This window comes from Breoghania sp. JC706, from assembly GCF_037026715.1.
Classification (GTDB): Bacteria; Pseudomonadota; Alphaproteobacteria; order Rhizobiales; family Stappiaceae; genus Breoghania.
In genome coordinates this window covers 441,411-455,271 of record NZ_JBANCG010000002.1, presented here as the reverse complement: position 1 = coordinate 455,271, position 13,861 = coordinate 441,411, and the positions used below count along the sequence as shown (strand labels likewise).

10 protein-coding genes are annotated in these 13,861 nt (G+C 65.7%); 4 read left to right on the top strand and 6 right to left on the bottom strand.

Annotated elements, in window-relative coordinates; genetic code table 11:
• Positions 1-26: 26 nt before the first annotated feature.
• A complete protein-coding gene (locus tag V2L18_RS05150; RefSeq protein ID WP_336176757.1) occupies positions 27-1,421 on the bottom strand; it encodes a dipeptidase in 1,395 nt (464 codons plus the stop codon).
• Between the two features lie 214 nt (positions 1,422-1,635).
• Between V2L18_RS05150 and V2L18_RS05145 the strand changes: the two genes are divergently transcribed.
• Positions 1,636-2,667, top strand: a complete 1,032-nt coding sequence (locus V2L18_RS05145; protein WP_336176756.1) for a phytanoyl-CoA dioxygenase family protein — start codon at positions 1,636-1,638, stop codon at positions 2,665-2,667.
• 70 nt (positions 2,668-2,737) lie between these two features.
• On the opposite strand, the gene scpA is transcribed toward V2L18_RS05145, so the two are convergent.
• Together scpA and V2L18_RS05135 are read right to left on the bottom strand one after the other, a co-directional pair.
• The gene (gene scpA, locus V2L18_RS05140; protein ID WP_336176755.1) at positions 2,738-4,900 is read right to left on the bottom strand and encodes a methylmalonyl-CoA mutase; all 2,163 of its coding nucleotides are present in this window, start codon (positions 4,898-4,900) and stop codon (positions 2,738-2,740) included.
• 97 nt (positions 4,901-4,997) lie between these two features.
• Positions 4,998-6,980, bottom strand: a complete 1,983-nt coding sequence (locus V2L18_RS05135) for a methylmalonyl-CoA mutase family protein (RefSeq protein WP_336176753.1) — start codon at positions 6,978-6,980, stop codon at positions 4,998-5,000.
• 405 nt (positions 6,981-7,385) lie between these two features.
• Here V2L18_RS05135 and V2L18_RS05130 point away from each other — a divergent pair, with 405 nt between their 5' ends.
• The 3 genes from V2L18_RS05130 to V2L18_RS05120 all read left to right on the top strand — a co-directional run bounded on the left by V2L18_RS05130 (position 7,386) and on the right by V2L18_RS05120 (position 10,694).
• The gene (locus V2L18_RS05130; protein WP_336176752.1) at positions 7,386-8,087 is read left to right on the top strand and encodes a helix-turn-helix transcriptional regulator; all 702 of its coding nucleotides are present in this window, start codon (positions 7,386-7,388) and stop codon (positions 8,085-8,087) included.
• 208 nt (positions 8,088-8,295) lie between these two features.
• On the top strand, positions 8,296-9,654 hold the full coding sequence (locus V2L18_RS05125) for a TIGR03808 family TAT-translocated repetitive protein (protein WP_336176751.1): 1,359 nt from the start codon (positions 8,296-8,298) through the stop codon (positions 9,652-9,654).
• A gap of 119 nt (positions 9,655-9,773) precedes the next feature.
• Positions 9,774-10,694, top strand: a complete 921-nt coding sequence (locus V2L18_RS05120; protein WP_336176750.1) for a pirin family protein — start codon at positions 9,774-9,776, stop codon at positions 10,692-10,694.
• Positions 10,695-10,975: 281 nt separating this feature from the next.
• Here the strand turns inward: V2L18_RS05120 and V2L18_RS05115 are convergent, their stop codons facing one another.
• From V2L18_RS05115 to V2L18_RS05105, 3 genes are all read right to left on the bottom strand, one after another.
• Positions 10,976-11,995: an asparaginase gene (locus tag V2L18_RS05115; protein ID WP_336176749.1), complete on the bottom strand. Its 1,020-nt coding sequence runs from the start codon at positions 11,993-11,995 to the stop codon at positions 10,976-10,978.
• 162 nt (positions 11,996-12,157) lie between these two features.
• Entirely contained in the window at positions 12,158-12,367 is a 210-nt protein-coding gene (locus tag V2L18_RS05110; protein ID WP_336176748.1) for a molybdopterin-binding protein, read from the bottom strand.
• 277 nt (positions 12,368-12,644) lie between these two features.
• The gene (locus V2L18_RS05105; protein ID WP_336176747.1) at positions 12,645-13,829 is read right to left on the bottom strand and encodes an aminotransferase; all 1,185 of its coding nucleotides are present in this window, start codon (positions 13,827-13,829) and stop codon (positions 12,645-12,647) included.
• Between the last annotated feature and the right edge of the window lie 32 nt (positions 13,830-13,861).

The following is a 13,861-nucleotide window of genomic DNA, read 5'->3' as shown; positions in this document are numbered from 1 at the left end:
TCACACTCCGGGCACTCTTGTCATTCCTACTTCGACAGCTCGTCCAGAATCCGCGCCCAGGAGCGGATGCCGTGGTGGAAGCTCGTCATGTTGTACTTCTCGTTGGGCGAGTGCACCTGGTCGTCATCGAGCCCGAAGCCAACGAGCAGCGAATCCATGCCGAGCCGGGACTTGAAGTCGCCGACGATCGGGATCGAGCCGCCGCAGCCGATGGTCGCCGCCGGCTTGCCCCATTCCGTGCTCAATGCATCGCGGGCCTTGGCAAGAGACGGGCTCTCGAAATCGAGCCGAAGGGCCGGCGCACCGCCATGCTCGGCAAAATCCACCGTGCAGTCGGCCGGCACCTTGGAGCGCACATAGGCACGGAAGGCCTCGCGGATCTTTTCCGGATCCTGATTGCCGACCAGCCGGAACGAGACCTTGGCCGATGCCTTCGAGGCGATCACGGTCTTGAAGCCCGCGCCCTGGTAGCCACCGGAAATGCCGTTGATCTCGCAGGTCGGCCGCGTCCAGATCTTTTCCAGGGGCGTGCGGTCGGTCTCGCCCGCAGGCTGCTTCAGCCCGATCTCTCCCAGGAAGTTGTCCGCCGAAAAGCCGAGCCCCTCCCACATTTCCTTCACATCGGCCGGCATCTCGATGACGCCGTCGTAGAAGTTCGGCACGGTGACCCGGCCGTCCTCGTCATGCAGGCCGTCGAGGATGTCGACGAGAACGTGGATGGGATTGCGCGCAAGACCGCCATACATGCCGGAATGCAGGTCGCGGCTGGCGGCGGTGATCGTAATTTCCTCGCCCACAAGTCCGCGCAGCATGGTGGTGATGGCGGGCGTCTCGGCGTCCCACATGCCCGTGTCGCAGACGAGCGCCAGATCGGCCGTCAGTTCTTTCGCGTTGGCATCGAGGAACGGGCGCAGCGAGGGTGAGCCGCTTTCCTCCTCGCCCTCCAGCATGACGGAGACGGAGACCGGCAGGTCGCCGGCTTCCGCGATCCAGGCGCGCGCGGCTTCGACGAAGGTCATGAGCTGGCCCTTGTCGTCGGCGGCACCGCGGGCAACGATGATCTTGGTGCCGTCCGGCTTCGTGGCCACGCGCGGGGCGAAGGGTTCCGTCTCCCACAGATCCAGCGGATCGACGGGCTGCACGTCGTAATGGCCATAGAACAGCACGTGCGGGCCCGGCTTGCCCTCGCCCTTACGGTGTCCGATCACCATCGGATGACCGTTGGTCTCGCGAACCGAGGCCTCGATGCCGATGCCGGTCAGTTCCTTCGCCAGCCACTCCGCAGCCTGCCGGCAATCGGCGGCGTGCGCGGGGTCGGTGGAAATTGAAGGAATGCGAAGCAGGTCGAACAGGCGCTCGAGGCTCTTGTCGAAATCGGCATCGATGCGGCCGAGCACCGCGGACAGTTTGTCAGAGGACATGGAAACGGAAAACTCCCTGGAAGGACCGACGAATATGCGCGGCCATCAGAGTTAGGCCATCACGGCGCGTCGGGCAACGTGCCCGGACGGTGCGGGGAGCGAGATTTCCAAAGCTGTGCACTGGCGCGCAGGGTGTTATGGTCCCCGCGACGAAACGACGGCGTGGCCGGAACGCCCGCCCGCGACCGTTCAACCGAACTTCACCGAGAGGCCGATGACGCCCTACGACATTCTCAAGAGCCCGCTGTGGCTGGCCGAAATCGCGAGCCCGGCGAAGTCGTTCGCGGCCAATCCGATTCTGGGAAACCGAAGGCTCAACGAGCGCGGCCTGCATCGCGCGCGGGTGGAAATCGCCGCTCGGATGGCCGAGGCGCGGCGCAAGCGGCTTGCCCACCGCGTCGATGCCGCCGATCGCGCGGCCTATGATCGCGACGGCTTTCTGGTGAAGGAGAATTTCCTTGCGCCGGAGGCTTTCAAGCGCCTGCGCGCGGAAGTGTTCGGCCGCACCTTTCCGGCCCGCGAGATGCGCCAGGGCCGCACCGTGACCCGCATGGTGCCGCTGCCGGCCTCGCTTCTGGCATCCATGCCGGCGACGCGCGAGGTGGTGGAGAGCCCGTTCCTGCGCGCGGCCATGCACTACATGTCCTCACGCGCCGGCGAGCCCACGTTCTTCATCCAGACGGTTCTGGCCGAGGCGCAGGGCCGCAAGCCCGATCCGCAGACGGACCTTCACGCCGACACTTTCCATTCGACGGTGAAGTGCTGGCTGTTCCTGGACGACGTCGGCCCCGACGATGGCCCCTTCCGCTTCGTGCCCGGCTCGCACCGGCTGACGGAGGCGCGCCTCAAGTGGGAATACGAACAGAGCCTCCATGCGCTGGAGACCGGTGGTCACACCGCGCTCGGCTCCTTCCGGGTGAAGGAGGCAGAGCTGTCAGCGCTCGGCTTCGGCGATCCGGTTGCGGTCACGGTTCCGGCCAACACGCTGGTAATCGCGGACACGTTCGCCTTCCACGGCCGCACGCCCTCGCCGAAGCCGACGGTGCGGGTGGAGATCAACGGCAACCTGCGCCGCAACCCGTTCCTGCCCTGGACAGGCCTCGACCCGCTGGCGCTGCCGGGCATCCGGTTCAACCAGATGACCCTGAACATGGCCTGGGCCGACTTCCGCGAACGGCGGCTGGGCAAGAGAAACGTGTGGCGGGATGTGGGAGAGACGGCAGCGGATGGGCCGGTGCGGGTGTGAGGGGAGCCCGGTTTTCAATTGTCCCCTCATGGAGAGATCCATCGCCTCGGGACGCGCCCTCGCCTGCCCCCTACTCCGCCGCCTCCGCTTCGCCATACCCGAGCTTCTCGTTCAATTTACCGATCAGCTCCATCGCGCTTTCCGCGATCACCGTGCCCGGCGGGAAGATCGCGGCCGCACCGGCCTGATACAGTGCCTCATAATCCTGCGGCGGGATCACGCCGCCGACGACGATCAGGATGTCCTCGCGGCCCTCGTTGGCGAGTGCCTGCCTCAACGCCGGTACAAGCGTCAGGTGACCTGCGGCGAGCGACGACACGCCCACCGCATGAACGTCGTTCTCAACCGCCTGGCGCGCGGCTTCCTCCGGCGTCTGGAACAGGGGACCGATATCGACGTCGAAACCGAGATCGGCAAAGGCCGAGGCGATCACCTTCTGGCCGCGGTCATGGCCGTCCTGGCCCATCTTGGCGATCAGGATGCGCGGGCGGCGGCCGTCGTGTTCCTCGAATGCCGCGACCATCTTCGCCACTTTCTCCACCGCCTCCGACATGGCTCCAACCTCGCGCTTGTAGACGCCGGAAATCGACTTGATCTCCGCCTTGTGACGGCCGAAGACCTCCTCCATCGCGTTCGAGATCTCGCCGACCGTGGCGCCGGCCCGCGCGGCGTCGATGGAGAGCGCCAGCAGGTTGCCGTCGCCCTTCGCGCCCGCCGTCAACGCGGCAAGCGCCGCCGCCGTCGCGCCCTCGTCGCGCGTCTCACGAAGCCGCTTCAGCTTGTCCAGCTGCTGAGCGCGCACCTGGGCGTTGTCGACCTTGAGGACATCAATGTCGTCTGCCCGCGTCGGCTTGTACTTGTTGACGCCGACGACCGTCTGGGTGCGGCTGTCGATGCGCGCCTGGGTCTTGGCGGCAGCCTCCTCAATGCGGAGCTTCGGAATGCCCTTCTCGATGGCCTTGGCCATGCCGCCGAGCTTTTCGACTTCCTCGATATGGGCCAGGGCCTTGGCGGCCAGCTCGTAGGTCAGCCGCTCGACATAGAACGAGCCGCCCCACGGGTCGATCGTGCGGGTAGTGCCGCTTTCCTGCTGCAGGAAGAGTTGGGTGTTGCGCGCGATGCGGGCGGAGAAGTCTGTCGGCAGCGCCAGCGCCTCGTCGAGCGAGTTGGTGTGCAGGCTCTGCGTGTGGCCTTGCGTGGCCGCCATCGCTTCCACGCAGGTGCGCATGACGTTGTTGAAGACGTCTTGCGCCGTCAGCGACCAGCCGGATGTTTGCGAATGGGTTCGAAGCGACAGGGACTTGGGGTTTTTCGGTGCGAATTCATCGCGGATCAGCTTTGCCCAGATGAGCCGTGCGGCCCTGAGCTTCGCCACCTCCATGAAGAAGTTCATGCCGATCGCCCAGAAGAACGACAGCCGGGGTGCAAACGTGTCGATATCCATGCCGGCGGCGACACCGGCGCGGGCATATTCGATGCCATCGGCGATGGTGTAGGCGAGTTCCAGATCCGCCGTCGCACCCGCCTCCTGCATGTGATAGCCGGAAATGGAGATGGAGTTGAACTTCGGCATGTGCTTCGCCGTGTAGGCGAAGATGTCGGAGATGATCCGCATGGAGGGCTGCGGCGGGTAGATGTAGGTGTTGCGGACCATGAACTCCTTGAGGATGTCGTTCTGGATGGTCCCCGAAAGCTTCTCCTGCGCCACGCCCTGTTCTTCGGCCGCCACGATATAGAGCGCGAGAACGGGAAGCACCGCGCCGTTCATGGTCATCGACACGCTCATCCGGTCAAGCGGAATGCCGGAGAACAGCGTACGCATGTCGAGAATGCTGTCGATCGCCACGCCCGCCATGCCGACATCGCCGGTCACGCGCGGATGGTCTGAGTCATAGCCGCGGTGTGTGGCGAGGTCGAAGGCGACAGACAGGCCCTTCTGCCCGGCCGCAAGATTGCGACGGTAGAAGGCGTTGGAATCCTCGGCCGTGGAAAAGCCCGCATATTGCCGGATCGTCCAGGGCTGCTGGACATACATGGTCGGATATGGCCCGCGCAGGAACGGCGGCAGACCGGGCCAGGTGTCGAGGAAATCGAGACCGTCGAGATCGGCGGTGCCGTAGACGGGCGCGACCGCGATCTCCTCCGGCGTATCCCAGGGCGTGCCGCCCTTTTCCGACGCGGCGGGTGCCACGTCGGCATAGTCGATCTTGGAGAAATCCGGAATTCGGGTCATCGTCTCGCCTCCGGGCCCTGAGGCCCCCGTTACGTCGATCGGGACCCTCGGGTCCCTGACTTGCCGAAGAGCGCCGGCGCCAGAGCCGGCGGCCTCCTCAGTCTTCCTCCCCGTCCAGCTCGCTCAGGCCCAGACTAGCATGGATCGCCTGAAGCGCGCCGAGAACGTCGCACCCCTCGTAGAAGGCCAGTTCCACGCCCGCCTTTTCCAGTGCGCCATCCGCGTCGGCCGGACGGCCGGCGATGTAGACATGCGCGGCGCCCGCCTTCTTGAGCGCGGCCGCAATCTCCGCCCCCTGTTCGGCATAGAGCGCATCGGACGAACACAGGCAGGCGATGGTGGCGTTCGCCTTGCGGAAGGCGTATCCCGCGCTTGCCCCATCGCTCAGCGCCTCGCTCGCCTCCGTCACGATTCCGCCCGCCTCGAAGAAATTCTTCGCCCAGGTCACGCGTGCCGTGAAATCGGCGACCTTGCCGAAACCGGCGAGCAGAACCGTCGGCCGGCGCCCATGCATCTCGAAATAGGCGTCGGATGAATCGCGCAGCGCCTCGAAGGGATGGGCTACCCGGCACGGCTTCAGCACCTCCGCCTCCACGCGCTCCAGGGTATCGCGCGCGCGGGCAAGATCCGCGGCGGTAGCGCCCGATGCCGCCTCGTTCACCAGGGCGCGTGCCAGCCGGCCCCGGCCCGGCGGCGGCAACACGATATCGGCGGTCGAACGGCCGATGCCCGGCTCGCCCATCTTCAGGACGGTCACCGGCTTTTCCGAAAGATTGGGAAAGCTCGACGTGCCGGTGACGGGCTCGCGCCGCAGGGCGACGGCACGGGCCCGCTCCTCTCGCGTCTTCAGCACCGCAGCCCGCACTGATCCGCCACAATAGGCCTTTTCGATCCCACCCTCGGCCTCCACCTGCTGGAACAGCTTCCAGGCCCTGGCCACCAGCGCATCGGTAAGCGCTTCCACGGCGCCGGCGCCGGCGGCCGGATCGGCGACCCGGTGCAGGTTGGATTCCTCGATCAGGATGGTCTGGGTGTTGCGGGCGATCCGGCGGGCGAACGCATCCGGCACCCCCAACGCCTCGGTGAAGGGCAGCACGGTCACGCTGTCGGCGCCGCCGACGCCCGCGGCAAAGGCGGCGACCGTGGTCCTGAGCATGTTCACCCAAGGGTCGCGCCGCGTCATCATCCGCCAGGCGGTTTCCGTATGGACGAGAAGCGGCCGCTGCCGCATGCCGCTGGCGTCCAGCACCCGGGCCCACAGCCGGCGCATGGCGCGAAGCTTGGCGATGGTGGCGAACTGGTCCGCATCGGCCGCCAGCACGACCTCGATCCGGTCGGCCAAGGCGGGATCGTCCCGCTCCGCGCCCTCGAACATGCGCAGATAGGCGACGGCGGTGGCCAGTGTGTAGGCCAGTTCCTGCGCCTCGCTCGCACCCGCGCCGTGCCAGGTGCGCCCGTCCGCGCTCATCAGCGGCCCGCCGAAACCGATCTCCTCGCAGAAATGCACCAGATCCCAGAGGCGCGGCGACATCGCCTCGATGGAGCCGGTGATCCAGCCGTTGGCGACGAGGCTGCCGATCGGATCGATCGCGGCGCGAACCTTGAGCGAGGCGGGATCGATGCCCCGCTTTTCCGACAGGGCCAGCAACATGGCGAATGCGGAGCGTGTCTGATAGCCGCCATCAAGGCGGAAGGTCACCAGATCCAGAAAAACCCCGTCGAACAACCGTTCCATGTCGTCGATCGTGTCGAAGGCGATGCCTGCGCGGCGCGCATGCTTGGACGAGGCGAACACGAGGTCGATGCCGTTGGCGCCGTTTTCCAGCTCCTCCAGCATCATGGCGTTGGCGCCGGCGGGGTCGCAATGCTCCACGCGCGCCATCACGGTCCACGGCAGACCGCCGGCCCGCCCGGCGAGGGTCTGCGCATCCCTGCGGCCGCGATAGAGCGGCTCGATGGTCAACCCGTCATGGGTCGTCGTGCGGAGGCGGTCGAACGGGCGCCCCTTCAAGGCCGCCTCCACCGCCGCCATCCAATCGGTCTCGTCGACCGCCGCAAATCCTCCCGCCAGCTCGATCACGTCGCTGCCTTCCGCGCTTTTCCACCCACCGCATGCCGCCACCTCCAGCAAATGTGATGAGAGGCTCGCGGCATCCGCTCCCGTCTTATAGTCACGCAGGAAAAGGCCGTGCAACACAACTATTTGGGGAAAAATCGCGGACGTTACGGCGGCGCAATGTCATTTTCAGCAGTGTTACAATCATGGAAAAACCCATTAGAATGAATACTAACATAAGGAATTTTGATCGACCTGCCCTCACTTTCAACGTAGGGTAATTTCTGCGAGGGGGAAATCGCCCCCTGCCTTTTTCGCCAGTGGCGGGCTCTACGTTCGCATTTTAAACGCAATTGACGGCTTAGCGATCGATATTGCGCACGTTGCCTCAAACGAGCCAAGTTCAGAAAGGCCAAGAACATGGACGGAATGACCGACCTTTTTGAGACGTCCCGGAAGCTCAGCCGAGCGACGGATCCGGGGCTGGTGCTCGACGGACTGGAAGGTGTGTTACGCAACTATGGCGCGACCCACGTGCTCATCACGGGTCTGCCGATGCCCAACCGCCCCATAGATCACCTGGTGCTGCGAATGAACTGGCCCGACAAGCGCCGCGACGGGGCCGAGCTCAACAGCGTGCATCCCTCCGACAGCGTCCTGCTCGCCTCGCTCACCGCCATCCGCCCCTTCGTGTGGAAGTCGGGCACAGCCGACACGGAGCATTCGGAACTTCTGGAGGCCGCCGGCGGCAACCACGGCGACGTCAACGTCCTGCTGGTGCCCGTCGACGACATCTCGCCCTTCCAAGCCACGATCATCTGCGCGGGCCCGAACATGGAAATCGCTCCGGAGCAGATATCGGGGCTCAGCATGCTCGCCACCGTCGCCTTCCGCCGGCTGATCCAGCTCGGCGTCGTCTCCACCGACCGCCCGGGCGATCTGTCCGCTCGCGAACGCCGCGTGCTGGAACTGACCGCTGTGGGCAAGACCGCGGCCGACATCGCCGAACTTCTGAAGATCTCCCAGCGCACGGTTCACGCCCATCTGCAGAACGCGGGTTCCAAGCTCAACGCCTCCAACAAGACCCACACGGTCGTGGAAGCGCTGCGCTACGCACAGATCCATCTCTGACAGCACCGCGCGCCGCTCCGGCGGCGTCGGTCTCCTGCCCCTCTCCGTCTTCCCCCTTCGGAGAGGGGTTTTTTATGCCTACCTCCCGGTTTGCACGCCAAAGCGTGCCAATCCGGCACATGCCTTGCCGGCATGAACCTTGCCCTTCTGTCTCCATCGACGATCAGGCGTCCCCTTCAAGGGCGCATCCCGTTGCTGGAGAAGGTCCATGGACCGTCGCGCCTTTCTCGCCGGCGCCATCACGACACTCGCCGTCCCGGCGCTGGCGCGCCCGGCAGACGCCGCGATCCGGCTTGCCGACATGCGCGGCTCGTTCGCCGCGCAAGCCCCGGACCTGCGCCCCGGCGCGGCTGACGACCAGAGCCGCGCCCTGCAAAAGGCGATCGACGCGGCCACCGCCGACGGCAGGCCGCTGTTCATTCCCGCCGGCCGCTACACCGTCTCCAACCTGCGCCTGCCCTCCGGCGCCCGGCTGATCGGCGTTCCCGGACAGACCCGCCTCCTTTATCGCGGCGACGGCCACCTGATCTTTGCCGAAGGCACGGAGAATGTCGGCCTCGACGGGCTGGTGCTCGACGGCGCCAACCGGGGGCTCGGCGACTATGCTCCCGCGCTCGCGCATTTCTCGCAGACCCGCGCGCTCGCCATCACCGATTGCGAGGTGCTCGGCAGTGCAGCGAGCGGCATCGTGCTTGAGCGTTCCTCCGGCCGCGTGGAGAACACCACCGTGCGCGGCGCGGCCGAAGCCGGCATCCGCTCGGTGGAGGCGCGCGGCCTGAGGCTTTGCGGCAATACGGTCGCCGATTGCGCGAATGGCGGCATTCTGGTGCACCGCTGGAAGGAGGGCGAGGACAACACCATCGTTTCCGGCAACCGGATCGAGCGGATCGCCGCACGCGACGGCGGATCGGGACAAAACGGCAACGGCATCAACGTCTTCCGCGCACACGGCGTGATCGTGGCCGACAACCACATTTCCGACTGCGCCTTCACCGCGGTGCGCGTCAATGCCGGATCGAACGTGCAGGTGACCGGCAACACCGCGCTTCGCAGCGGCGAGACCGGGCTTTTCGTCGAATTCGGCACGCAGGGCGCCGTGGTCTCCGCCAATCTCGTCGACGGTGCGGCAACCGGGATTTCCGTGTCGAACTTCGATCACGACGGCCGGCTTGCGGTCGTCAGCGGCAACATCGTTCGCAACCTGAAGACCACGATCCCCTACGAGGATCCCAACCAGGGTCGCGGTATCGGCATCGCGGTGGAGGCTGACACTTCCGTTACCGGCAACGTGATCGAGAATGCGCCGGAAATCGGCATGGTGCTCGGCTGGGGGCCCTATCTGCGCAACGTGACGGCCACGGCGAATGTCGTGCGCAAGGCGGGCGTGGGCATCGCGGTTTCGGTGGCAGATGGCGCACGCTCCACGATCATCGCCAACAACATCCTCTCAGAGATCGAGAACGGCGCGATCGTCGGCTATCGCTGGAACGAGCGGGCGACGGGCGATCTCGCCGCCAGCCCCGAGGCCTGGCCGCATCTGACGGTGGCGGGCAACCGGGTGAGCTGAGCCCGGGCCCAAAGGGTTCATCGGCCGTGAACGGTGCGTTCAGCCTGGCAGGTCTGGCGTTTTAGCCGCTGTGCGCCATCTTAAGGGTCAACAACGTTCCTCATGTTTGGAGGTGGCCCATGTCCATCCGTCCGATCAAGCAGATTTCCGGCACCAAGCAGACGATGGAAGGTGCCGGCGTGAAACTCAACCGTGTCTTCGGTTTCGGCGATCCCTCGCTGACCGATCCGTTCCTGATGATGGACGATTTCCGTTCCGACCGGCCGGAGGATTATCTGGCCGGCTTTCCGTGGCATCCCCATCGCGGCATCGAGACCATCACCTACGTGCTTGCAGGCTCCGTCGAGCACGGCGACAGCCTCGGCAATCGCGGCACCTTGCGCGCCGGCGACGTGCAGTGGATGACCGCCGGCAGCGGCATCATGCACCAGGAGATGCCGGAAGGTGACGCGCAAGGCCGCATGCACGGGTTTCAGCTGTGGGCGAACCTGCCCTCGCGGCTGAAGATGACCGATCCGCGCTACCAGGACATTCCCGGCGGCGAGATCCCGGAGATCGTCGACGACGACGGCACGACGGTGCGCGTGGTGGTCGGATCGTTCTGGGGCAAGACCGGCCCTGTCGACGGCATCGCCGCCGATCCGCAGTATCTCGACATCTTCGTCCCGCCGGGAAAGCGCAAGGTCTTCCCCGTCGACACCTACCGCCAGGCCTTCGCCTATATCTTCGAGGGCTCCGGCAGCTTCCGCGACGCCTCCGATCCCTTCGGCGTGCTGACCGAGAAGCAGGTGAACGGCGAGGAGGTGCACGTGCGCGACGAGAGCGGCAACAGGACGCTGGTCGTCTTCGATTCAGGCGACGAGGTGGTCGTTCAGGCCGGCGAGATGGGCATACGCTTCCTGCTGATCTCCGGCGCCCCGATCAAGGAGCCGGTCGCCTGGCACGGACCGATCGTCATGAACACCCGCGACGAACTCGTTGAGGCCGTACGCGACCTGCAGAACGGAACGTTCATTCGGGACAACGCCATCGTCCGATAGCAGAGCGGGCGCGTCCAGGAGGCTTATGGCCTTTGGGATGTGCCGGCGGTCCGTATCGGAACGGAAGGGCACCCCCACCCCTAACCCCTCCCCTCAAGGGGGAGGGGGACGCAAGGTGTACGCCCCGGGGCATCCCGGCGTCTTTTGTGCGTGCGGATTACGGAAAGAAGCCAGCCCCACGGCCAACCTCCCCCTTGAGGGGAGGTCGAACGGCTCCTTCAGCCGTTCGGGTGGGGGTCGGGATCCATCATCTTGCTCAGAGGCCGGAAACTCCCCCTCTCCTATCCGCGCACCAGTTCCGCAAATCCATCGACCGTGCGGACATGGCCCGCAACGACACCGCGTCGCGTCGTGACAGGGGAGTTGTCGAAACGTGCCAGAACCTCCGACTGGTCCTCGTCCACATCCAGCAGGGTGCGGATGACGCCGGCCATCATCGCCTCGGCGCCCCGGGTGCCGCCGTCGTCGCATTTCAGCGCGATGCCGAGCCCGAGTTCCGGGATCGCCCCGCAGAAGACGCCCTCCGCCCCCGTCTTGACGAACACCCGATCGCCGAATGCCGTCATAACGTCGGTGCAGAAACGGCCCTTGCCGGCGACCATGTAGGGATTGGAGGTGCAGGCCTCGTAGAGAGTGCTGCAAGCCTCGGCGCGGCCGGGGTCCAGCCCCTCGCCGGTCGCGAATGCTGCAAACGCCTTGGCAAGACCGGACAGCGGGACGGCGAAGGTCGGGATCGCACACCCGTCGATACCGCAGACGTCCTGGCCGAGGGCTGCGCCCGTCATCGCTTCCAGAACAGAGTGGATCTCGCGCTGAACCGGATGATCCGGCTTCACGTAGCCGCGCGTTTCCACACCCATCACCCGGGCGAGCCCCAGAAAACCGGCATGCTTGCCGGAGCAGTTGTTGTGGATCGCCCCGGGCTTCTCGCCGGCCAGATGAAGAGCTGCCCGGTCCTCCTCCAGCTGAGGCCATTGCGCCCCGCATTCCAGCGCGCTCTCGTCGAGGCCGGCCTTGATCAGCATGACGCGGGCGGCATTGATGTGGACGGCCTCGCCGTTGTGCGACGAACAGGCCAGAGCAAGCTCAGCCGGATCGTAGTCCAGCGCTTCCGCCGCCCCCGATTCAACCAGCGGCAGGGCCTGCAACGCCTTCACCGCAGAACGCGGGTAGACCGGACGGGCGACGTCGCCGAACGTGGCAACCGCGGCTCCGTCGGTATCGACGACCGCCAGAGCGCCGCGGTGGCGGGATTCCACGAGCCCCCCGCGGGTGACTTCGACGACGATGGGATTGGACATAGATCAGCTCCATGGCAGGACGGCACGCACCGGCGCGGCCACCCCATAGCAGAAACAGCGACACGGCGGCATAGCGGACGGTGGCGGCGATCCGCCCGGCGAGGCGGGTTGCCGAAGCGGGCGGGCCCGCCCCGGCATCGTGGCATTCAGGTGTCGCCCGGATCAGTCGTCGACGGCAACCATGACGGCGGAGGCCTTGATCACGGCATAGGCCGTCTTGCCCTTTTCCAGGCCGAGTTCATCGACGGCGAAATTGGTAATTGAGGAGATGACGATCGTACCATTGATGTCGAGTTTGACGTGAGCGGTGGTGGCGCCCTTCACGACATCGACGACTGTTCCCTTGAGCTGATTGCGAGCACTGAGTTTCATCGGGTAGCTCCTTTTCCTACAGATACGGCGTCCGCCACTGCATTTACGCGAACGTCTTCAGGCTTCAGCCAACGACCATCGACACCAAAACCGAAAGAACATCAATGCCTGCAATATTTTGCCGCAACGGCCTCAATACGATGCATGCATACGGGGGAACAGAACCGCAGGAAAAACGGTAGCATTCAGTCGGGGACACCACTTTAAATTGCCCCCATGCACCGAGAGAGCATCGGGACAATCGGTCGGCAGGGCGTGAGCCCCGCCGACATGCCCCCTAGCCGACGACAGCCTCCGCGGCCGCGTCGTGAAGCCAGCGCGAGAGCCTTGCCACCGCCTCGTCGAGAACCTCGTCCTTCTTGCAGAAGCAGAAGCGGATGAAGCTTTCCGGCGCGTTGTCGCCGTAAAACGCCGACACCGGCACCGCCGTCACGCCCGCCTCCACCGTCAGACGGCGGCAGATCTCCACATCGCCCAGCCCCGGCATCAGACCGGAGGCGTCGCAGGTGACGAAATAGGTGCCAGCGCAAGGCAGAACCGCGAAGCCGAGGCGCGAAAGCCCGTCCGACAGCCGGTCGCGCTTGGCCGCCAGATCGGATGCCAGCGTCTCGAAATAGACATCGCCCTTGGCAAGGCCATAGGCCACCGCCTTCTGCAGGTTCGCCGGCGTGGTGAAGGTGACGAACTGGTGGGCCTTGGCGATCGGATCCAGGAGTGCGGGCGCTGCCGTGATGTAGCCGACCTTCCAGCCGGTGAGGGAGAAGGTCTTGCCGGCGGACCCGATGCGCGCGGTACGCTCGCGCATGCCGGGGAAGGTCATCAGCGGGCGGTGACGGGCGCCGTCGAAAATCAGGTGCTCGTAAACCTCGTCGCAGATCGCATAGAGGTCGTTGTCGACGCAGATCCGGGCGATGCCGGCGAGCTCTTCCTCGGAGAACACCTTGGCGGCCGGGTTCATCGGGTTGTTGATGAGGATGGCCTTGGTGCGCGGGGTGACGGCCCGGCCAAGCGCATCGAGATCGAGCTTCCATTCCGGCGGCGTCACGCGCACGCGCACGGGCGTGCCGCCAGCCCGCTTCACCATCGGCAGGTAGCAGTCGTAGAGCGGCTCGATGAGGATCACCTCGTCGCCCGGCTCAACCAGCGCCAGCAGGCAGTCGGCGATCGCCTCGGTGGCGCCCGATGTCACCAGAACCTCGCGCTGCCAATCCACATCGAGATCGTAGAAGCGCTTGCTCGCATCCGCCACCGCCTGGCGCAGTTCCGGCAGGCCGAGCATCGGCGGGTACTGGTTCGAACCGGTCATCAGCGCGGCGGAGGCCTGCGCTCGCACATCCTCGGGGCCGTCCACGTCGGGAAAGCCCTGGCCGAGATTGATCGCACCATGCTGCACGGCGAGCCGCGACATGGTTTCGAACACAGTGGTCGGCAGACCGGTGAAAACGGAATTGGTGGGCTTCATGGACAGAGGTTTCCTAACGTGGCGCCGCTATT

What these genes read in the sequence shown, in the direction of transcription:
- V2L18_RS05125 (WP_336176751.1), top strand. Translation starts at nt 8,296, where the DNA reads ATGGACCGTCGCGCCTTTCTCGCCGGCGCCATCACGACACTCGCCGTC.
- V2L18_RS05150 (WP_336176757.1), bottom strand. Translation starts at nt 1,421, where the DNA reads ATGTCCTCTGACAAACTGTCCGCGGTGCTCGGCCGCATCGATGCCGAT.
- V2L18_RS05115 (WP_336176749.1), bottom strand. Translation starts at nt 11,995, where the DNA reads ATGTCCAATCCCATCGTCGTCGAAGTCACCCGCGGGGGGCTCGTGGAA.
- scpA (WP_336176755.1), bottom strand. Translation starts at nt 4,900, where the DNA reads ATGACCCGAATTCCGGATTTCTCCAAGATCGACTATGCCGACGTGGCA.
- V2L18_RS05145 (WP_336176756.1), top strand. Translation starts at nt 1,636, where the DNA reads ATGACGCCCTACGACATTCTCAAGAGCCCGCTGTGGCTGGCCGAAATC.
- V2L18_RS05130 (WP_336176752.1), top strand. Translation starts at nt 7,386, where the DNA reads ATGACCGACCTTTTTGAGACGTCCCGGAAGCTCAGCCGAGCGACGGAT.
- V2L18_RS05105 (WP_336176747.1), bottom strand. Translation starts at nt 13,829, where the DNA reads ATGAAGCCCACCAATTCCGTTTTCACCGGTCTGCCGACCACTGTGTTC.
- V2L18_RS05110 (WP_336176748.1), bottom strand. Translation starts at nt 12,367, where the DNA reads ATGAAACTCAGTGCTCGCAATCAGCTCAAGGGAACAGTCGTCGATGTC.
- V2L18_RS05120 (WP_336176750.1), top strand. Translation starts at nt 9,774, where the DNA reads ATGTCCATCCGTCCGATCAAGCAGATTTCCGGCACCAAGCAGACGATG.